The 20,759-nt window shown below is 71.9% G+C and carries 15 protein-coding genes; 10 read left to right on the forward strand and 5 right to left on the reverse strand.

All coding sequences use genetic code 11. The annotated features are described in order from the left end of the window. Positions 1-74 precede the first annotated feature (74 nt). Together IPH07_39060 and IPH07_39065 are read right to left on the reverse strand one after the other, a co-directional pair. Entirely contained in the window at positions 75-620 is a 546-nt protein-coding gene (locus tag IPH07_39060; protein MBK6923453.1) for a helix-turn-helix transcriptional regulator, read from the reverse strand. A gap of 106 nt (positions 621-726) precedes the next feature. After that, positions 727-2,946, reverse strand: a complete 2,220-nt coding sequence (locus IPH07_39065; GenBank protein ID MBK6923454.1) for an isopeptide-forming domain-containing fimbrial protein — start codon at positions 2,944-2,946, stop codon at positions 727-729. Between the two features lie 252 nt (positions 2,947-3,198). On the opposite strand from IPH07_39065, the gene IPH07_39070 reads away from it, so the two are divergent. Both IPH07_39070 and IPH07_39075 read left to right on the forward strand, forming a co-directional pair. Continuing rightward, entirely contained in the window at positions 3,199-4,320 is a 1,122-nt protein-coding gene (locus IPH07_39070) for a trypsin-like peptidase domain-containing protein (GenBank protein ID MBK6923455.1), read from the forward strand. Continuing rightward, positions 4,320-5,783 (forward strand): hypothetical protein, encoded by a 1,464-nt coding sequence (locus IPH07_39075; GenBank protein ID MBK6923456.1) that lies wholly within the window; start codon positions 4,320-4,322, stop codon positions 5,781-5,783. The genes IPH07_39070 and IPH07_39075 overlap by 1 nt, the downstream gene beginning before the upstream one ends. Before the next feature lie 3 nt (positions 5,784-5,786). Here IPH07_39075 and IPH07_39080 read toward each other — a convergent pair whose 3' ends face one another. Beyond that, positions 5,787-6,413 (reverse strand): hypothetical protein, encoded by a 627-nt coding sequence (locus IPH07_39080; GenBank protein MBK6923457.1) that lies wholly within the window; start codon positions 6,411-6,413, stop codon positions 5,787-5,789. A 283-nt stretch (positions 6,414-6,696) separates the two neighbouring features. Here IPH07_39080 and IPH07_39085 point away from each other — a divergent pair, with 283 nt between their 5' ends. Continuing rightward, positions 6,697-7,194 carry a CoA-binding protein gene (locus IPH07_39085; GenBank protein MBK6923458.1) on the forward strand — a complete coding sequence of 166 codons (498 nt, stop codon included), beginning with the start codon at positions 6,697-6,699 and terminating at the stop codon, positions 7,192-7,194. Here the strand turns inward: IPH07_39085 and IPH07_39090 are convergent. Then, the gene (locus IPH07_39090) at positions 7,177-10,071 is read right to left on the reverse strand and encodes a serine/threonine protein kinase (protein MBK6923459.1); all 2,895 of its coding nucleotides are present in this window, start codon (positions 10,069-10,071) and stop codon (positions 7,177-7,179) included. The genes IPH07_39085 and IPH07_39090 overlap by 18 nt on opposite strands. Positions 10,072-10,105: 34 nt before the next feature. Here IPH07_39090 and IPH07_39095 point away from each other — a divergent pair, with 34 nt between their 5' ends. The 3 genes from IPH07_39095 to IPH07_39105 all read left to right on the forward strand — a co-directional run bounded on the left by IPH07_39095 (position 10,106) and on the right by IPH07_39105 (position 12,474). Beyond that, entirely contained in the window at positions 10,106-10,732 is a 627-nt protein-coding gene (locus IPH07_39095) for an RNA polymerase sigma factor (protein MBK6923460.1), read from the forward strand. A gap of 80 nt (positions 10,733-10,812) precedes the next feature. Continuing rightward, positions 10,813-11,232: a hypothetical protein gene (locus IPH07_39100; protein MBK6923461.1), complete on the forward strand. Its 420-nt coding sequence runs from the start codon at positions 10,813-10,815 to the stop codon at positions 11,230-11,232. A 141-nt stretch (positions 11,233-11,373) separates the two neighbouring features. Next, complete coding sequence (locus IPH07_39105) at positions 11,374-12,474, forward strand: trypsin-like peptidase domain-containing protein (protein MBK6923462.1); 1,101 nt, start codon at positions 11,374-11,376, stop codon at positions 12,472-12,474. Positions 12,475-12,643: 169 nt separating this feature from the next. Here the strand turns inward: IPH07_39105 and IPH07_39110 are convergent, their stop codons facing one another. Continuing rightward, on the reverse strand, positions 12,644-13,729 hold the full coding sequence (locus tag IPH07_39110; protein ID MBK6923463.1) for a PAS domain-containing protein: 1,086 nt from the start codon (positions 13,727-13,729) through the stop codon (positions 12,644-12,646). On the opposite strand from IPH07_39110, the gene IPH07_39115 reads away from it, so the two are divergent. The 4 genes from IPH07_39115 (at position 13,728) to IPH07_39130 (ending at position 20,757) form a co-directional block, all read left to right on the forward strand. Further along, on the forward strand, positions 13,728-14,723 hold the full coding sequence (locus IPH07_39115; protein MBK6923464.1) for a hypothetical protein: 996 nt from the start codon (positions 13,728-13,730) through the stop codon (positions 14,721-14,723). The genes IPH07_39110 and IPH07_39115 overlap by 2 nt on opposite strands. Before the next feature lie 203 nt (positions 14,724-14,926). After that, a complete protein-coding gene (locus IPH07_39120; GenBank protein MBK6923465.1) occupies positions 14,927-16,384 on the forward strand; it encodes an FAD-dependent monooxygenase in 1,458 nt (485 codons plus the stop codon). Positions 16,385-16,483: 99 nt separating this feature from the next. Further along, a complete protein-coding gene (locus IPH07_39125) occupies positions 16,484-19,222 on the forward strand; it encodes a protein kinase (protein ID MBK6923466.1) in 2,739 nt (912 codons plus the stop codon). Between the two features lie 83 nt (positions 19,223-19,305). Then, entirely contained in the window at positions 19,306-20,757 is a 1,452-nt protein-coding gene (locus IPH07_39130) for a hypothetical protein (protein ID MBK6923467.1), read from the forward strand. The last annotated feature ends 2 nt before the right edge of the window (positions 20,758-20,759 follow it).

The raw sequence follows: 20,759 nt of genomic DNA on the forward strand, positions 1-20,759 counted from the left end.
CCGCCGAGGCGAACTGAGGATGAACCGCTCCGACCACTCGTGTGTCTGGTTTTCGCGACTTTGCTGACGTCCGCTCATGCACTCGGAGTTCGACGGCATGCTGGGACACGCCTGTAACGCAATTGGCGCGGATCGCTGACCAGCTCAGCAGCAGTACTTCCAAGTGTCGCCGCGAGTGCCGCCAAGCGATCCGTCGCGATCGATCGGCGGGCGTTCAGGAGAGCAGAAAGCGAGCTGCGATGCCAGCCGAGGTCTGCGGCGATTTCCAACGGCGAGCGCCCAGCCCGGAGTCGCATGAAGTGTATGGCAACCCAGCGTTCCAAGGGATAGCGCTCGTAGCGCTCCGCAGCTGTTGGTGTGGCACATGTAGGGGGGGCGACATCGGACACACCGAGCGCCGGTCGTGCCGTGAGCAACTGCGCCGGCGTTCTTTCGACGGCAAGGGCGATACGGGCAAGCGTATCGGTTCGCATCGCGTGTCGCGACGCTAGCAGTGCATGCAGGTATGCGCGTGAACACGCCGCCTCTGCTGCAATGCTCGCGATGGAGCGTTCCAAGCTCTCTATCGCGCTGCCGATGTTTGCCGCGGCCACACGCACGATGTCATCGACGCCGAACATCCACGGCTCCTTCGTATCGCGCAAGACCCGAGCGCGAGGATCGACGACACTCTCGCACGGCACCGCAAGCAGCGCAAGCCCAGTCAACCCAGCACCACGGCGAATGTCAGCTCGCGATCCAGCTCGGCCGCCGCAGTCGCCGGCGCGCGCGTGGGGCGAGGGTGACGAGCAGAACCAGCATCGCCCAGCGCCCACCGGTGCGCTGCGCGTCGTGCCGGTCGTCGACCCGGCATGCGCAGCCGTCGGTGTCGCCCGTCGCCGCGCCGCCGGAGCCCTCGCCGGAGCCGCCGTCGTCGCTGCTGCCGGCGCCGGCCGGCTCGAGTCGCGACTGCACCGTGAACTCGCTGCCGTCGAGCTCGACGTAGGTGATCTCCCAGGTGAGTTCAGCGCAGGGATCGTCGAGGTCGGCGGGCGCGGTGAAGACGACGTCGTCGATCGCCGCGGTGCTCGACCACGGTGCCACGAACGCGAGCGCCGAGGGGTTGGGATCGTCGGGGTGGGCGAAGGCGCAGCGGTCGTCGACGACGACGAACGCGTCGGGGGCCGCGACGATGCGGGCGGAGGCGTCGTAGGCCGGCGCGAGGCCAGCGTTGACGAGGCTCACGGCCCAGTGGCCGTCGGCGGTCGGCTCGCAGGCGGCGATGCGCAGGTCGGCCCGCACGCGGCGCGTGGGATCGGGGATCACGTGCACGAGCGGCGGCGTGTCGACGCGTGACGGCGGCACCGCGTCCTGGAAGACGATGGTCGCGGTGTTGTGCACGCGGGTGCCCAGCGGCGCGTCGTCGCGGACCGCGACGCTGTAGTGCACCGTGTGGGGCTCGTGCGGCGGCAGCACCGGGTCGATCCAGGTGAGCGTGCGGGTCTGTGGGTCGTAGCGGCCGCCGTCGTCGACGAGCAGGCTGGTGTCGTCGAGCTCGGGCGAGAGCACGTCGAGCACGACGACGTCGAGCGCGTCGACGCCTCCGATGTTCTCGAACGTCACGGTGTACTCGATGGTCTCGCCAGCCGCGGTGGTGCCGAAGCCGAGCGCGTTGGTGGCCGGGATCGCCGACTTGAAATTGGGATCGATCGGCGTGCACGCGTTCAGCCACTGGGCATACGAGGGGCGCTCGGACGCGATGCTGGGCGCCGGGCCACAGCACATCGCAGGCCGCAGCACCGTGGCGCCGTGGTTGTCGCTGACCTCGCACTCATTGTGCATGACCGGGATGTCCCACGGGTCGGAGAACTGTCGCAGCTGCTCGAGCGGGTCCTCGGGCACGTCGACCCACGGCAGGTTCGGCGGAAACGGCTGCTGTCCGAGGTCTTCGGGTGGGAGCGGCCGGGGGCACGCCGGGCTGCCGCTGCAGTCGTCGTCGACGCAGTTCACCAGGCCGTCGCAATCGTCGTCGCCGGGGCTGCTGCAGTCCTCGTGCGACGGTGCGCTGCTGCGGTCGAAGGCGCTGTCGATCGCGGCGACGTTGTCGCCCGGTGCAGCATCGCCGGCGGCGTGGTGCAGCACCGCGATCGTGCGGAGTCGGTCGTCGCAGGTCATCGTGGCCGGTGACGTCAGCTGCATCGACACGTCGGCGCCCGCGCCGGTCGCGAGGTCCCCCATCGCGAAGCTCGCCTGCAGCCCGTCGACGGTGGCCGTGGGCGCGCTCGTGTCGAGCGAGACGTCGGCCGGCAGCAGCGCGACGATCCGGACGGCGGTGGCAGTCGCGGGCCCGAGGTTGCGGGCCTGCAGCGCGACCTCGAAGGGGGCCGCGGCTGCAACGCTCGCCGAACCGCTCGCCGACAGCGACAGATCGGTGCCCGCCGCGATGCCGTCGCCCTCCACGATCCGCAGGTCCTCCCAGTAGGTCGAGTAGTCCTGCGCGGTCAGCTGTACCGACGTGATCGCGCCGAGGTCCGCGGCGCCTGCATACGAGCCGTCGGGGTGCTGCCAACCCAGCGAGACGTCGTCGAGCACCTCGGTCGCGTTCGCGCCGGTCACGATCATCGCGAACGGCCCGACCGAGTACCACATCGTCATGCCGATCGCCGCCACCGGTGGGTCGAACGTGATCGTCACCGGCGCCGTCATGTACGTCGTCAGATCGCAGTCGCCGGGCGCGTTGCACTGCAGGATGTCGCCCGGCGGTGGCGCGGCGGCCTCGATCGTCACCAACGTCTCGCCGAGCACGAACGCCGCCGCGCTCGGTGAGGCGTCCGCGATGTCGTCGAAGCCGGTCAGCAGCGCGCCGGTGAGCGCGGGATCGTCGGGCGAGACGATCGGGCGTGCGCCCGCGTGCAGCGGTGTGCCCAGGGCGGCGAGGCCAGCGACGACGTGCAGACGACGAACCATGGGACCCGCTTCGAGCAAGTTCGTCGCCGTGGCGGTGGGCGGCTCGTTTCGCGGGCTTGGGCGCGCCGTCACCTGCGTCCGCTCGCCCCCTTGGCCCGGGGGACGTCCCCGGGGACGCCGCGTGCGGTCGCGCGAGCCCGAGCGATGCGGGCCGCTCGCGACGCGATGGTGGCCGTTCGCGACGCGATGGGGACCGTTCGCGCGAACCCGCGAAATATCGCCGGCGCGCATGTCGTTGCCCAAGCCGTGACGGTGGCAGCGACACGGTCTTCGCGGGTGCGGCTGCGATGGTTCACGTTGTCGTTGAAGCTGGTGGCACTGGGCGTCGGCGGTGCGATCACGACGCTCGCGATCGCGGCCGTGCTGGGTGCGTTGACCGAGCAGCTGTGGCTCGCGCTGTCGATCGCAGCCGTCGTCGCGATCGTGCTGCCGCTGGTGCTCGCCGACCGCCTGCTGCCGCGCTCGGGTGCGTCGCGGCCGGGCCTGGTGAGCGACGTGATGGCGAGCGTGTGGATGATCGCGGCCGCGGTGGTCATCGCGATCGCACCGTCGCGGCTGCAGGCACGCTTGGGCGCGCAGGCGCAGGCGCTCGACGATCGCGGCTGGCACCGTCCCGCCTGGGCGCTGCGGTGGATCGGCGAGCTGCCCACGCCGGTGCCCGTCGCGGCGGAGCCCGAGGCGCCGAGCGTCGTCGCGAGTGCGCCGGTCGCCGCGCCCGCGGCCACGCCCGCTGCCGGCGCAGAGTTCACGCCCGCGCCCGACGCGGGGGCCCGCAGCGCGCTCGAGCCCGCCGCGTTGTTCGAGCGCTGGGCCCCCTCGGTCGTCACGATCCACGTGCGCTCGAGCGAAGGCGAAGGCATGGGCACCGGCTTCGTGATCGATGCCCGCGGCACCGTCGCGACCAACCACCACGTCATCGACGGCGCGAGCGCGATCGACGTGAAGTTGTTCGACGGCACCCGCATCGAGAAGGTCGAGCTGCTCGACGCCGACCCCGAGGACGACCTCGCGCTCATCCGCGTGAGCACCGATCACGCGCTGGTACCGGTCGTGCTCGGCGAGTCCGAGAAGGTCGTGGTCGGCGAGGCCGTCGTGGTGATCGGCAACCCCATCGGCCTCGAGCACACCCTCACCGACGGCTTGGTGTCGGCGCGGCGGCTGTACTCGGGCCGCAAGTTCATCCAGATGTCGGCCCCGGTCTCGCCCGGCAACTCCGGCGGCCCCGTCTTCAACCGCTACGGCGACGTGGTCGGGGTGACGGTCGCCAAGCTGTGGGGCGAGAACCTCAACCTCGCGGTGCCCATCGATCAGCTCAAGCCGATGATCAAGTCGGAGTATCCCCGCGCCCGGGCCCTGGGCGAGTCGAGGTGGTGATGCGTCGCGCGCTGGTGTCGTGCCTGCTGTTGGCGTTGCTCGGTGGTTCGTCGGCGATGGTCGCTGGCCGCGAGCGTCCGGCGGTGGTCGATGCGACCCCCGATACGACCGCCGATGCGACCGCCGATGCGACCGCCGATGCGACGCCGGGCGACGCGGGTCCGGCCGCAGCCGCTACGCCGTCGACGACGCGCGCATCGACGCGCGCGGCCCCGCGCGGCCCCGTCGGGCTGCGGGTGGTCGCGTCGAGCTGGGAGCTCGTCACGCCGGGCATCGTGATGAATCGCGGGGCCGAGCCCGCACCCGGCAGTCAGTTCGACGCCGTGGGTCTGCGGGTGTCGTTCGCTGCGGCCAGCGACACCGCGGGCCTCGAGTCCCGGCTCGGCCGCGGCGGTGACGTGGTCGACGGCGCCGACCTGGCGTTGATGCCGTTGCCGACCTTCATCGCGTCATACGAGCGGCTTCGGGCCCTCTCGCCGCAGGTGTTCTTCGTGATCGGTTGGTCGCGCGGGGCCGATGTGCTGACGGGTGATGCGGCGGTGCTACGGCGTGGCGCGCCGGGCAAGGCGCGGTTCGTGCTCGACGCCCACCGCGGCAGCGCCGAGGGCATGCTGGGCTTGTTCGCGCTGGCCCACGCGGGCGTGGCGTCGTCGCGGGTCGAGTTCGGCGATGCCCACGGGGCCGCGCTGCATGCCCGCGTGCGCCGTCGCTCCGGCGAGATCGATGCGCGCGACGTGGTGCTCTCGACCGCCGACGCGGTGCACCTGGTGCCGATCGTCGCGGTTGCGCCCCGTGGCACGCTGACCACCAAGCGCGACGCGTTGGTCGAGTTCATGCGCGTGTGGCAGGCCGGCGCGCGGCAGCTCGCGCAGGATCCCGCCGGCGCCACGCGATTGGTGGCGGCGCAGGTTGGCGCGCCCGAGGCCGTCGACCTGATCGACGCGCTCGGCTGGCTCGAGTTCGCCGACCTCGGCGAGGCCGCGGCCGCCAGCGGGCTCGCGGGCCGTCGCGCCGCGCGGCTCGACGTGCTCTTCACCGATGGCTGGTCGCTGCTGCGCGACGCCGGTGTGCTGGCCACGCCGGCGCCCGAGCAGCCGCCGGTGTCGGCGGTGGTGATGGCGGCCCTGGTCGCGGTCGACCGCCGGCGCGGTGAAGGCAGCGCTGCGGTGCCCCATCGCTGGGCGCCCACGCCGGCGAAGGCACAGGCCCTGCTCACGCGTCGCTTCGACGACGTGCTGTCGTCGCGCGAGGCCGAGGCGAAGCTCGTGCGCGAGCTGGGCCTGCTCGCCGACGTCTTCGCGCGCTCGCGGATCCGCATCACGGTGCGCACGGATGCGAGCGTCGCGAAGGACTTGGTCGCGCGCGCAGCCGAGCGCTTCGGCCTGCAGCACGACCAGTTCGAGGTCCGTCGCGGTCGCACGGGGGACGCGACCGCGATCGTCGAGGTGCTGCCCGCGACGTAGCGATCACTCGACCGTGATGGTCGGGTCGGGCGGCAGCGGGTAGGGCAGCGACGGCTCGCTGCCCCACGGGGTCTTGAGCTTGAGCTCACGGGCGTGCACGAAGTGCACGTCGGTCGGCGCGGTCCAGGCCCATGGCTCCGGTCGCCAGCCATCGGGCAACCGTGCCTGCAGCTGGCGGCGCTCGATGGGCCCGTCGGGCAGCGCGTGCACGGTGATCTCGCCCCAGGTGATCACGCGGTTGCGCTCGGTCGGCGCACGATCGCGAACCCAATCGAAGTAGGTCTCCCAGCACATCACCAGGCTGCGCTCATCGGGCGCGAAGACGGGGTGATCACCCTCGCCGAACATGTAGTCGAGACCGCCGATGTGCTCGAGCTCGCGGCCGAGCGAGAACAGCTCGTAGCCGACCTCGCTCTGGCCCGAGAACAGGAACAGCGCGAGGTAGCGACCGCGCGGCGACACCACCAGCTCGTGTCCGCCGTAGCCGGCGCTCGGATAGGGCAGACGCACCGCGCTGCGCGTCTCACCGGTGCTGCACTCGACGATCGAAACCGTGATGCCGACCAGGCCGTGGGCGTGCACCGTCAGCTGTGCGGCTCCACCTTCGATGAACGTGTCGGGACGAGGCATGCACGAGCGCGCGCGCGCCCGGGCAGAGGATCCGCCCGAGCGCGCCTGCGGGGCAACCCCAGGGCCGTGATTCCCTGCGTGTCGGTACCGCCGGCTGGGAATCGTGGGGCGACGGGACGGGCGACCGAAGGGGCGCTGCGGCTGGTGACCGGGTTCGCAGGCCACATGGAGCGACGGGCGTCGCGCGATCGCGACGATGCGAGCTGACGCAGAGTCTGCGGATCGAGGCCTCGTCCGAGGCCCGTACGCTCCGACTCGGACACACGAGGACGGCTTCGCTCCCATGGTCGACGAGAAACTCCAGGCCGAGATCCAGGGCTTCCTCTCCGGCAAGCGCATCGCGATCGTGGGGCTCTCCACGCAGCCGGCGGATTTCAGCTGCGCCATCCTCGACAAGCTCGAGGTCGCGGGCTTCGCAGTCTACGGCGTCAACCCACGACTCGACCAGGACGTCGAGAAGCGGCGCTACCGAGATCTGCGCTCGATCCCCGGCCCGCGTGTGGACGGCGTGTTCATCACGGCGCCCCCAGAGGCTGCGCTCGGCATCGTGCAGGAGTGCGCGGCACTGGGCATCGATCGCGTGTGGATGCACCAGGGCTTCGGGCACGGGAGCCGCTCGTCCGAGGCGACGGCGTTCTGCAAGGAGCACGGCATCCACGTCATCGACCGGGGCTGCCCGATGATGTTCGTCGAGCCCGTCGACGTCTTCCACCGCACGATGCGGTGGTGCAAGGGACTGCGCCCGGTGGCGCCGCAGTCGTCGTCACCGCAGCACGAATGAGCCGCGGCGATCGCCGTGCTGCGCGATGAATTCTGCGATGGCCGTCGCGGGCACAAGGTCGGCCGGGCGCACCGCGTAGTACGCCTCGGCGGCGCGGGCGTATGGGAGGAACTCGCCCGCGCGCGCGCCGGTCTGCGCCAGCGCGCGCGCCAGCGTCCACGACAGCTCGGCGACGAGCCCGGCATCGCCCAGCGCGCGCATGTCGGGATCATCGAGCTCGCGACGCGCCCGCGCGAGGGCCTGCCGCGGACGGTCCTCGGCCAGCTCGACCTGCGCGAGGCCGCTGTGCGCGTAGTGGTACATCGGCTCGCCGGGCACGTGGGCTCGCAGCACCCGCTCGTAGGGCTCGCGCGCCTCGGCGCAGCGCGAGAGTCGACACAACAGGAACCCGACGTTGATGCGATGGATGTCGAGCTCCTCGGCGCTGGCGCGCTCCCCCAGCTCGCGCAGCAACACTTCGTGATCGGCGAGCGCCCGCGCGTGCTCGCCGATGCGCTCGTGGGCGACCGCGAGCACCCGCAGCGCGGTGCCACGCTCCTCGTGCCCCACCGGCAGCGTCTGTTCGAGCGCCCAGGCCTGGGTCGCGAGCTCGACCGCCAGTGCGTTCTCGTCGCGCAGCAACGCGAGGTGGGCGAGCGCACCCAGCGGTGCCGCGGTGCGCACCGAGTCCACGCCGAGCGCGGCACGGACGATCGCCAGCGCTGCCTCGAAGTGCACGCGGGCCTCGTCGAGACGCTCGCGGTCGAGCTGCAGGGCGCCCATCGCCAGCTCGATCCTGCCCAGCTCGGGGTGAGCGGGCCCGAGCGCGAGCTCGACCTCGCTGCGGTTGGTCGCATGCATCGCGTAGGCGGCGTCGAGCTCACCGGCCCGCTGCAGCGCGGTCGCGAGCTGTCGGCGGTGTCGTGCGAGTCGCAGGGGATCGGCGCGGCCGGAGCCCTCGAGCAGCGCGAGCGCCTCGCGAGAAAGCGCGAGCGCACCGGTGAAGTCTTGCCGCAGATCGGCCGCGAGGGCGCGCGCACCGATCGACTCGGCGCGCTCGATCGCGTCGAGCTCGACCCGCGTCTGCAGGCGCTGCAGCAGTTGTTCGGCCATCGCGGCGCGCGGGCCATCGAGCAGCTCGCGGGCGTAGAGCACCAGCAGCTCGCGCCACGCCGCGACCGCGGTGCGCAGATCGTCGTCGGCGAGCGCGAGGCCGGCGGCCTCGAGCAGCGCGTGCTCGGCGGGCTGCGATCGCGAGAGCGCAGCGAGATCGACGCCGCGGGCCAGCCACACCGTCGCGGCCACGCGGCCGCGCTCGCTGCCGTCCGGCGGATCGCCGTCGAGCAGCGCGAGTGCATCGAGGGGCCGGCCCAGCGCCAGCAGCAGCTGCGAAGTGTCACCGGTGCGCACGAGTGCGAGCTCGCGCTCCGACAAGGGCTCGCCCTGCGCGAGGCCATCGAGGGCCATGCAGTGGGCCGGCTCGGGCAGCGCCGAGGCGGCGGCGCTGGCCTGCGCGAGGGTCTCGGGCGTCGCGCCCTCGACGAGCTCCACCGCCTTGCCGAGCGCGACGCGGCCGCGCTCGAGACACGCGACGGTCCGCTCGAGCTGCGCACCCGTGCGGGTGCCACGGACCCACGTGGCATCGCATGCGGCGGCGTAATCTTCGCGCCATCGCTGCGTCCACGCCCCGAGCTCGCGCTCGAGCGCGGCGACCGACGCGACCGCGAAGCTCGGTGCGTCGGTGCCTGCGCCGCGCAGCCGCTCGATCATCGCGGGGTTCCACACCGTCTCGATCGCCGCGCTGGGGTCGCACGACGGCGTCGGACGCTGCCACCACCACGCGCCCGCCAGCACCACGCCGGCGATCGCCGTGGCCGCGACCACACGTCGACGTCGCGGCGTAGCCACCAACGCCTGCACGAGCGCGTCCATCGATGGGTAGCGATCGTAGGGGCGTGCGCTCGAGCCCCGCGCGAGGATCCGCAGCAGCCACCGCGGCACGCGACGGGTGCCGCGGGTGGGCGCGATGGCGTGGGCGGGCTGCGTGCTGGCCTCGCGCAGCTCGGCCTCGCCGAACGGCCGCACGCCGCAGACCGCCTCGTAGAGCGCGACGCAGAAGCTGAACTGATCGCTGCGCGCATCGGTGGTGCCGAACGCGAGCTGCTCGGGGGCCATGTACGCCCGCGTGCCGCTGCGCGACTGCGTGGGCGCGTCGCTGCGCCGCGCGTCGTCGCCGGGCTCGGGCACCACGACGTCGTCGTGATCGGGATCGACGGCGCGCGCGAGCCCGAAGTCGGCCACGCGCACCTCACCATCGGCGCGCACCAACACGTTGGCGGGCTTGAAGTCGCGGTGCACCAGGCCCACGCGGTGTGCCGCCGCCAGGCCGCGCGCGGCCTGCACGTAGACCTCGAGCAGCTCGGGCAGGGTTCGCGGGGTTGCCTGCCAGCGATCGAGCGATTGGCCGTCGACCAGCTCCATCACCACGCACAGACCACCGTCGTGCTCGCCGATCTCGTAGACCTGCACGACGTGGCGATCGGTCAGCTTCGCGAGCGCCCGCGCCTCGGCCTCGAGCACCTCGCGGCGGCGCGCGAAGGTGCCGAGATCGGTGCGCAGCAGCTTGAGCGCGACCCGTCGCTGCAGGCGGGGATCCCAGGCCTCGTACACCCGCCCCATGCCGCCGTGGCCGAGCGCGCGCTCGACCCGGAAGCGATCGATGGTCCGCATCGGCGGCGGCGTGCCGAGTACGAACGCGGCCACGCGATCGACCATGCCGTCGTCGTCACCGACCCCCGGTGCCCCTGCTATCGCGCGCAGCTGATCGTCGAGACCGTCGTCCATCACGCCGTCGCAGGTGTCGTGCGGGGAGCCGGCGATTCCGTGCATGGTTTGCACGGGCGCCGGCGCGGATGATAGCGTGGATGACGCCATGCCCACCGACGAGGAGCTGTTCACCCGCTGGTCGGCAGGGGATCGCGCGGCGGGTGACGCCTTCATCCGGCGCCTGTTCGAGCCGGTGCGTCGGTTCCTCGCGAGCAAGGTCGGCGCCGAGGTCGAGGAGCTGGCGCAGCTGACCTTCAGCCGCGTGCTCGAGGCACGCGAGCGCTTCGAGGGGCGCAGCAGCGCCAAGTCCTTCGTGCTGGGCGTGGCGCGCAACGTCATCCGCGAGCACTACCGTCATCGCGCCCGGGCGCCCGTCGATGTCGAGGAGCACTCGGTCGCCGACCTCGGGGCGGGGCCATCGACCCTGCGCTGGCGTCGACGCGAGGACGAGCACCTGCTCGCATCGCTGCGCATGCTGCCGCTGCACATGCAGAGCGTGCTCGAGCTGTACTACTGGGAGCAGCTCAACGCCCGTGAGATCGCCGAGGTCCTCGAGGTGCCCGAGGGCACCGTCGCGAGTCGACTGCGGCGGGCGAAGGAGCGGCTGCGGGGGATCTACGAGGGTTCCCCCGCGACCGCCGAGGCGGCCGAGGGCTCGCCCGCCGACCCGGCGCTCGAGCAGTGGGCCGAGCGCCTGCGTGGGGCCGTGCCGCTCGATCCCCGCACGCCGTGAGGCGCCCGCCCAACACGGGAAAATCGTCGAGGGGATGGATCGATCCGCGCTCGACCTGCACTTCGTTCACCGAGTCCATCATGTCCATCGCGATTCGCACTGCACTGTTCGCCCTCGCCGCCGCCGCACCGTGTTGCCCGAGTGACTCGCCGCGGTGCGTCGAGTGTGGCTGCCTCGGGCCCGCCACGCGCTTCGACATCACCGGCGATGGCAATGGCATGCGGGTGCTCGACAGCAGCGGGGCGATGCGACAATCGGTCGAGGTCGATCTCTCGGACTGCGACTGTGGTGCGGAGATGGACGAGGTGCTCGTCACCGTGCGTCACCGCGAGGGCTTCGCGCTCGCGGAGCCGATGGCGTCGGACTGCATCCTCGATCCCGCGGGGGGTGGCACGAGCGAGGTGTCGTTCACCGTCGTGCTCGGTGAAGCGTGCGAGCTGCCCTGGTTCCCGCGGGACGGTAGCCCGACGATCGTCTTCCCGATCAAGGTGAAGCCTTAGGGGCAGTCGATGGCACGTCGATGGCACGTGGTCGGGCTCGGCGTCGGCGCGTTCGTCGGGGCGGCGTGTGGCCGTTGCGATCGCCCGCCTCCGCCGACGTGCGGACCCTGTGATCCCGTCGTGATGTTGCGGGCGGAAGGGATGTTGGAGGCGCGTGGCTGGGTCCTCCCCGAGGCCGTTGCCGCGAGCTGTCCCGAGACCGAGGCGATCGACGAGGCCCTTGCGACGCGCTGGCGCGACAGCACTTGCTGGGAGCTGACCGCGTTCTACACGGCGCGCACGCTGGATTGGGCGAACGCCGAGGAGGATTGGGCGCGCATCAGCCGTGACTCGTTCGCGTGCCCCGATCTCGATCACGCGCCGGGGTGTGCGTCGGGCCCACTGAACTTCGACCTCATCGGACCGCCCGAGGTCGCGGCGGGGGCCAACGCCGCGATCGGTCTGCTCTTGCCGACCGACCTGGTCGACCACCCCGACGAAGCTGCACTCGCCGAGGGTTTCGATGATCCGTTCCGCGACACCCGACCGGTCTTCTCGGGCGCAGGGGGGACCGGTGGTGACACCGCCATCGTCGAACCCTGCACGGCCTTCCTCGTCGATCGGCAGCACGTGTTGACCGCACGTCACTGCGTGCCGAGCGGTCACTGCACCGACGACGGCGTCACATCGGCTCCGCTTCCGCCCACCACGATGCTCTTCGACTACGACGAGCAGCGGCCGCACCCCAGCCAGGCGGTGCGCGTCGAGGTCGCTGCGGTGGTGGCCTGCGGGCCGCCGTTGCTCGAACCCACCGAGCGGGCCCACGACTGGGCCTTGTTCGAGCTCTCGGAGCCCATCACCGATCGTGCGCCGCTGCCGTTGCCGGAGGTCGGAGCGCAGCCCGAGTCGTGCTCCCTCGTCTATGCGCTCGCGCATCCGCTCGGCCATCCACTGGCGCATGTGGGTTCGGTCGATGCTGCGACGCCGACCTCGTGGATCACGGATCTAAATGGCTCCGGCGCCACGTTCTACGACACCCTCGACGTGTACCAGAGCATGTCGGGGGCTCCCGTCTTCTCGATCGACGGCGAGCTCGTCGGCATGCACGTGCGCGGCGCCCAGTACGATGTGATCTGGGGCGAGGGCAGCACGACCCTCGCGATCACCCACGACTCGCCGATGTGCAGCTGTGAGTCGCGCTACGGCGAGGCGATCGTGCTCGCGACGATTCGCGAACAGCTGCTGCCCTACCTCGATCTCTGATCACGGTGGCGCAGTGCGCTCGCGCTAACCCCGGATCGCGGCGAGGAACGCCGCCGCCGGCAGCGTGTCCCGCCGCCGCTGCCCCTCCCAGGGGACCGCCGCGAGCAGCTCCCGCGCCGGACGCTCCGCCTCTCGTGGCGACACGCCGCGCAGGATCGACCGCGCCGGATCAACCGCCGGATTCGTCGGCACGGCCGGCCTCCAGGGCTGCGACGACATCATCGAAGGACCGGCCCTCGGCGGCGAGGCGGATCGCGAGCTCGCGGCGACTCTCGCCGACGACGATCATCTCGCACGGCCGGCCGGTGGTGCAGGCGCAGCTGAGCTCCTCGACGTGGAGGCGGCGCTGCGCGAGGTGGTTGAGGACGCCCTCGAGCATGCCCGCGAGCAGGTGGCAACACCGGTCATGGCGGCCCGGGCGGCCGACGAGCGCGCTGGACTCGACCTCGAGGCGGAGCACGCCGCGGGCCGACTCGGCGAGGTCGAATGCGACGACGCCCCAGCCCTGATCGCGCAGGAGGTCCGAGACCATCTCGACGACCTCGCGCATCGGTCGATCGCCCAGCGGAATCTCGTCCTCGCCGGAGGTCTCCAGCTCGATGACGAGGCGACGACCCGCGGCGAGGCCCCAGTCGTGGGCGATCATCCGCCATTGCGCCGAGGACTGCCTTTCGAACGTGCTCGCGAGCAGCTCGAACAGCACCACCGGCGTGGACAGGACGCGTTCGGCGTAGCGGTTGCGCAGGATGCCGCGCGCGGCCTCGTCGACGACCAGATCGCTCTGCCGCGGCGCCGGCTCGCGCGCCTCGGGCCCGGTGCGCTCGGGGAGGAACTGCCGGCGGTTGATGAGCAGGTACAGCCGCGGTGCCCCGGTCGCGCGGACGATCTCGACGTCCACGTTCTGCGCGCCGAACTTGAAGTCGAACACGTAGGCGAAGCGCACGCTCGTGCCGCCCGTGGTGCCCTCGGCGAGCGCCCGGAAGCGGCCGTGGAACTCCTCGGTGTTCGCGCACGGCGCGACGTCGGTGAAGAAGTTCCGCCCGACCACCGTGCTCGGATCGAGCCGAGCGAGGCGACCCTCGGCGAGGTTGTAGCGGAGGATGAGCCCGTCGCGCGCGAGGCAGACCACGCCGAAGGGCAGCTCGTCGAGCGCCGCGTCGTCGAGGTTGTCGACGGTGGTCGGATCGAACGCCGCGAATGACCGTGGCGGTCCGGTTCGGGCGGTGACGGAGGGTGGTGGCGGGATTGGGCTCATGGATCGAACATGGGGTTGCGGGGCCGCGGGAGCGCAGCCACGCGGCCAGGGTGACGCGCAGCTCGTGGAGGTCGGCGTATCGCTCGGCCGGGAGCTTGCGGGTGCCGCGGGCGAGGATCGCGAACAGGCGCGGATCCATCTCGACGTCACGCGGGTAGGGCAGGGCGGCGGTGCGGATGGCCTGGAACAGCGCGGGCAGGGAGTCGCCCGCGAACGGCGGTCGACCGGTGACGAGGCTGTAGATCGACACGCACGCCGACCACTGATCGGATGCTGGTCCGACCACGCCCTCGACGATGTGCTCGGGCGCCATGAAGTCGGGCGTGCCCGCGAGCGTGCCGGTCTGCGCGACCCCGGGCTCGAACACGTGCGACAGGCCGAAATCGAGCAGCACCGCCCGCTCGACGCCGGTGTCGTCGACGCCGAGCAGCATGTTCTCGGGCTTGATGTCGCCATGCACGATGCCGTGGCGGTGCACCGCTTCGAGGCCCGACAGCACGCCGAGCATGAGCCGCACGGCGCGGTCCTGATCGAGCGGTCCGTCCGCGGCGACGCGGCGGGCGAGATCATCCCCCTCGAGCAGCTCCATCACGAGGTACGGCGCGCCACGATCGTCGACGACGACGTCGTGCACCTGCACGATGGCGGGGTGACGGATGCGCGCGATGGCCCGCGCCTCGCGGATGAGGCGATCGTTCGACTCGGGGTGATCGCTGCGCATCCGTTTGATGGCGACCACGCGGTCGAGCCCGAGGTGACGCGCGCGCCACACCTCGCCCATGCCGCCGACCCCGAGGCGATCGAGCAGTCGGTAGCCCCGCTCGAGCAGGCGATCGGCGTCGACCCACGCGACCTCCGCGGGCGGGGCCCGTCGTTCGGGGCTCGCACCGAACCCCCGAAGCGTGTCGCGTCGTTCAGTGCCCATGGTCGGAGCGCGGGTGCCGTGCACGTCGGGGCCCGATCGGGCGACCACACCACGGCACGCTCCTCCTAGCAGACGGCCGCTGCGCGGCAAGCCGAGGGCGGGGCGGCCGCGCTCGTCCTGCACGCGGGCCTGCGCTCGCCCATGCCCCTTGGCGCACCGATGACGCGGCACCCGACGGCACGAACGTGCGGCGATTTCCTCCGCCGCATCAAATTTATGCCAGACCCCGGGGCTTGCGACAAGCCCGGGGCGCTGCGGCAGCGTCGTCGACGATGACGAACGCGACGATCGTGATCGCAGGTGCGGGCCCGACGGGCCTGATGTTGGCGGCGGAGCTGGCACTGGCGGGCGCCAAGGCCGTGCTGGTCGAGCCGCGCGCGACCCAGGACCTGCCCGGCCAGCGCGCCGGTGGGCTGCACGCGCGATCGATCGAGGTGCTCGATCAGCGTGGGGTCGTCGATCGCTTCCTCGCGCAGGGGAAGCCGGGACAGTTCGCCGGATACGCGATGATTCCGCTCGACCTCGCCGATCAGCCGACGCGTCACGGCTACGTGCTCGCGCTGCCGCAGGAGCCCATCGAGCGCACGTTGCTGGCCTGGGTCGAGCAGCTCGGCGTGACGGTGGTGCGCGGGGTCGAGGTCACCGACTTCGTGCAGGACGAGGCGGGCGTGGACGTGCGGCTGTCGAATGGTGCGTCGTTGCGTGCGGCGTTCCTGGTCGGCTGCGACGGTGGGCGCAGCGTGATCCGCAAGCGCGCGGGCATCGAGTTCGCCGGCGTCGATGCCTCCGTCAGCTACCTGATCGCCGAGGGCTCGATGACCACCGCGCCCCCGGTCGGCATCCGTCACGGTGCGCGCGGCGTGCAGGCGCTCGGCAAGATCGCCGACGATCGCATCCGCATGGTGCTCGCTGAGCCCGAGCTGCGCCACGGCGACGCGCCGAGCGTCGACGAGCTGCGCGCCGCGTTGGTCGCGATCTACGGCGACGACTTCGGACTGCACGACGTCACGTGGGCCTCGCGCTTCAGCGACATGGCGCGGCAGGCGGTGTCGTACCGCGCGGGCCGGGTGTTGCTCGCCGGCGATGCGGCGCACGTGCACTCGCCGACCGGTGGGCAGGGCTTGAACCTCGGCCTGCAGGACGCGGTGAACCTGGGCTGGAAGCTCGCGCTGGTCGTCGAGGGCACCGCACCAGAAGCCCTGCTCGACAGCTACCACGCCGAGCGACACCCGGTCGGAGCGCGGGTCATCGAGCACAACCTCGCGCAGACGGCCCTGCTGCGCGGTGACGATCGCACCGCCGCGCTGCGCCGCACGATGGCCGAGCTGCTCGCGACCGATGCGCTGCGGCTGCGCATGGGCGCGATGATGGCGGGGCTCGACATCGCGTACCACGACGACGGCGAACACCCTCTGCTGGGGCGCCGCGTGCCGGACCTCGACTTGGTCACGGCCCACGGCGTGACGCGGGTCTTCACGCTGCTGCACGACGCGCGCGGGCTGCTGCTCGACTTCGGCGGCGAGCTCGATGCGACACCGTGGGCCGATCGCGTGCGCCGGGTCGAGGCCCGACACGACGGCGCCTGGGTGCTGCCGGTCGTCGGCGCGGTCGCGCAGCCCCAAGCGGTGCTGGTCAGGCCCGACGGTCACGTCGCGTGGGTCGGTGACGGCTCCGACGATGGCCTGCGCGCAGCGCTGACGAGGTGGTTCGGCGCCCGCGGTCTGGGGTAGCGTCCGCGCGATGATCGACCTGCTCGAGCCCTACTTCCCACGCCATGACGACCGCCGCACGCCGTGAGGTGATGTTGGTACCGTAGACGCCGGGCCACGATGACCGACTCCCGCGACGACACCCTGCTCGGCTCGCGCGTGTCGGCCACCGATCGCCACCGCGAGGCCGTGGTCGTGCCCGCACGCGGCACCGAGATCGGCCGCTTCCTCGTGACCGCCGAGCTCGGTCGCGGTGCAATGGGCTCGGTGCACGTCGCCTACGACGCGGATCTCGATCGTCGCGTCGCGATCAAGGTGCTGTACGAGTCGCTCGGCCCCACCCCCGCGCGACGGCGGGAGCTACTCGGCGAGGCGCAGTCGCTGGCGCGCATCCAGCATCCCAACGTGGTCGCAGTGCACGACGTCGGGGTCTGGCAGGATCACGTCTACCTCGCGATGGAGTACGTCGAGGGCGAGACGCTCGCCGCTTGGCAACGCGCGCGCTCGCCCTCGCTGCGCGCGTTGGTGGAGGTCTTCATCGCCGCCGCCGAGGGCCTCGCAGCAGCGCACGAGGCCGGCGTGGTGCACCGCGACTTCAAGCCCAGCAACGTCTTGGTGGGCCCCAACGGGCGCGTCGTCGTGGTCGACTTCGGCCTCGCGATCGCGCGCGGTAGCGACGAGGGTTCGGCTGTGCGGCGTTCGATCGCGGCGCCCGCGGGCACGCCCGCGTACATGTCACCCGAGCAGTACGCCGGCGGCGCGCTCGATGGACGCAGCGATCAGTTCTCCTTCTGCGTGGCGTTGTTCGAGGCGGTCGCCGGCGCTCGACCGTTCCATGGCGACTCGGTCGCCGCGCTCGCGGCCGCGATCACGGGCGGCGTCCCGGATCGGGCGCGCGTCGATGCGATCCCGAGGCGGCTGCGTGCGATCCTGCTGCGCGGGTTGTCACCGTCGGCCGCCGACCGCTTCCCCGCGATGCGGAGCCTGGTGGCGGCGTTGCGCGGCGCCGTGCGGCCGCGGTGGCCGGGGCGCCTCGCGGTGGTGGGCACCGCCGCGCTCGCGGCGACGCTCGGCGGTCTCGCCTACCGCGGCCCGACGCCGGCGGGTCGCTGTGTCCCGGGGGCCGAGGCGATCGAGGCGGTGTGGCCGGCGCATGTGCGCGCGGCCCAGCTCGTCGTCTCGCAGGACGCCGGTGCGGCGTGGCTCGCCGAGCGCAACGACTACCTCCGCGGCGCGCTCGATCGCTACCTCGCGCGCTGGGCCGAGCTGCACGACGCGACGTGTGTGCCCGAGGGGCCGAGCGCCGCCGAGCCGCTCGCGCGCGAGCGGGCGTCGTGCCTCGACAACCGCTTCGCGGCCGCCCGCGGGCTCATCCAGTTGCTCGCGCGCGACGGCGTCGAGGCAACGCGCCTCGACGCGCTGCTCGGCACCTTGCCCGATCTCGACGAGTGCGCCGGCGACTACCCGGGCGCCGCGATGCGCGTGCCGGAGGACCCGGATCTCGCCCGTGAGGTCGCAGAGCTCAGTGAGCAGATCGTGCACGCGAGCATGGTGCGCCGCATGCACGACGCGACCGGTAGTCTCGAAGAAGTCGCCGCGCTGCGCCGCGCCGCGTACGCCACCGGGTTCGCGCCCATCGAGCTGCGCGCCGAGCTCGAGTACATCGCGGTGCTGGCCGCGCTCGATCGCAGCGCCGAGGCCGAGGCGGCCCTCGACGACCTCATCGCGCGTGCGCTCGAGCTGGGTGAAGACAGCCTGGCGGTCCGCGCCATCAACCGTGCACTGCTGGTGATGCAGCAGCGCAGAGACGTCGGCCCGGCGGAGGTGCGGCGCTGGAACGCGGCCGCGCTTGGCCTCTTGCACCGCATCGGCGATCCCCCGAGTCTGCTCGGCGACATCCACAACAACACCTGCCTGTTGCTCACCGATCTCGCGCAGCTCGAGGCGGCGCTGGCGAGCTGTGAGCGCGCGGAGGCGGCGTACCGCCAAGTCGAAGGCCCTCAGGTGTCGACGGTCGCGGCACGTATGAACCGTGCGAACGCTCTGATCTTGCTCGGTCGCCTCGAAGAGGCCGAGCGCGTGACCGCCGAGGCGAGCGCTGACTACGATGCTGCGGTGGGGCGTTCCCATATCGATGCCATCCGGGCGGTGGTGTATCGCTCGATGGTCGCGTCGCGCCGCGAAGATCGGCGCTCGGCGCTGCAGCTCGCCGCCGACGCGCTCGACCGCGTCCGCGCGGCCGGCTTGACCGGCGCGTTGGCGATCTCGACGCGCCTGCACTACGCGGCCGTCGCCGCGGCGCTAGGGCAGCTCGGCAGTGCACGCGAAGTGCTCGACGAGGCCCGCGCCGACCCCCGGGCTGCGGGCGTGGCCGCCGATCTTGCGATCGTGGCAATGCAGATCGAGCTCCACGCTGCGCAGCCGCTCGCAGCGCTCGCGATCGGCAACGCGGCGCTCGGTGATCCAGCCACCAATCCCCGCTGGGCCAAGCTGCAGGTGCTCCGGGGCACCGCGTCGTTGATGGCTCACGATGCCGCCGGTGCACTCGCGGCGTTCGAGGCCGCGCAGTCCAGGGGCGAGCCCGATCTCGGTTCGATCGAGCTGCCTGCGCTCGCGACCATCGCAGCGATCGAGAGCGGCGTCGCGGCGGCGCAGCTGAAGTGGTCGACGATATTCTGGGCGCAGATCGCCCGTCACGGCGAGTCGCATGCGTCCGAGATGGTGCGAGCGATGGCGCGCGGGCACTCGCCGGAGTCGCTCGCGATCGTTCGTCGCGAGCGCGACCTGCTCGCGGCCGCATCCCACCCCGGCTATCCGTGGGTGCAGATCGCGGACGGCTGGCTGCATCGCGAAGAGTAGTCGACCTGCGGTCGCCGCAGGCCGGCGCGAATCGGGAGAACTGCCGATGGTGCGCCGCGGTGGCCACCGGCTACGGTGGCGACATGCGGACAACACGTGCGTGCGTCGCCCTGCTGACCTCGGCCCTCGGCGCGTTCGCCTGCGCCACAGCGCCCGCCGATGGCTCCGATGCCGACAGCAGCACGTCGCACCACGGTGACGACGCGTCCTCGACCGCGAGCGCGACGGTGGGTAGCGGCGTCAGCTTCAGTGCCAGCGACGACGACGCCACCGCTGGGAGCTCGGCCAGCAGCGACGGCGCCAGCGACAGCGGCACCACCGACCCCACCGGCGATCCAGACCCCGATCCGTCGAGCGACTGCGCGCCGCTGCCGGCCCCGGAGGGCGCCGTCGTGATGGTGTCGCCGTCCGACGACCTCGCGGCGGCGATCGCCGCGGCACCGAGTGGGACCACCTTGGTGCTCGCCGACGGCACCTACGATGTCAGCGGCGCCAGCTACATCGTGTTCGCAGCCGACGGCGTGACGCTGCGCTCCGCCAGTGGCGATCCCGACGCCGTGATCATCGATGGCGGCTACGGCATCGGTGAGGTGTTCTCGATCGTCGCCGACGACGTCACCATCGCCGAGGTCACCATCCGCCGCGCCGTCAACCACCCCATCCACGTCACCGGCGGCGCCGACTCGAACACGCAGGGCACCGTGATCTACCGCGTGCACGTCGTCGATCCCGGTCAGCAGGCGATCAAGATCAACGCGAGCAACGGCTTCTACGCCGATGACGGCGTGGTCGCGTGCTCGAGCATCGAGATGACCGATGAAGGTCGGCCCCATGTCACGGACTGCTACACCGGTGGCATCGATGCCCACCTCGCGCGCGGCTGGGTCGTGCGCGACAACACCATCCGTGGCTTCTGGTGCGATGCTGGCCTCTCGGAGCACGCGGTGCACGTGTGGAACTCCGGCCGCGACACCGTCGTCGAGCGCAACCTGATCGTCGACTGCGCCCGCGGGGTCGGCTTCGGGCTGGGCGAGAACGGCAACGGCACCAGCCGCGACTACGGCGACGACCCTTGCCCGGGCGTGCAGGGGTTCGTCGGGCACTACGGCGGCGTCATCCGGAACAACATGATCGTCGGCGCATCGCCGTCGTTGTTCGCGTCGCAGTTCGGCATGGATTCCGGGGTCGCGCTCGAGCAGGCCTGCGACGCCACGGTCGTGCACAACACCGTGGTCGCGCTGCAGCAGCCGTTCGTGAGCATGGAGTACCGCTTCGGCAACACCAGCGCGCAGATCGTGAACAACCTCGTGAGCCACTCGATCACCATGCGGGACGGTGGTGCGGCCACCCTCGACGGCAACCTCGAGCAGGCCGCGGTCTCGCAGTTCGTCGACGCCGCCGCCGGTGATCTCCACCTCGTGGCGGGCGCGCCGGCGATCGATGCGGGCGTCGCCGGAGCGGGGATCGCAGACGACTACGATCGCGACGTCCGCGACGGGGCGCCGGATGTCGGCGCCGACGAGTGGACGCCGTAGCG

This window comes from Deltaproteobacteria bacterium, assembly GCA_016709225.1.
Classification (GTDB): Bacteria; Myxococcota_A; Polyangia; order Nannocystales; family Nannocystaceae; genus Xiheibacterium; species Xiheibacterium phototrophicum.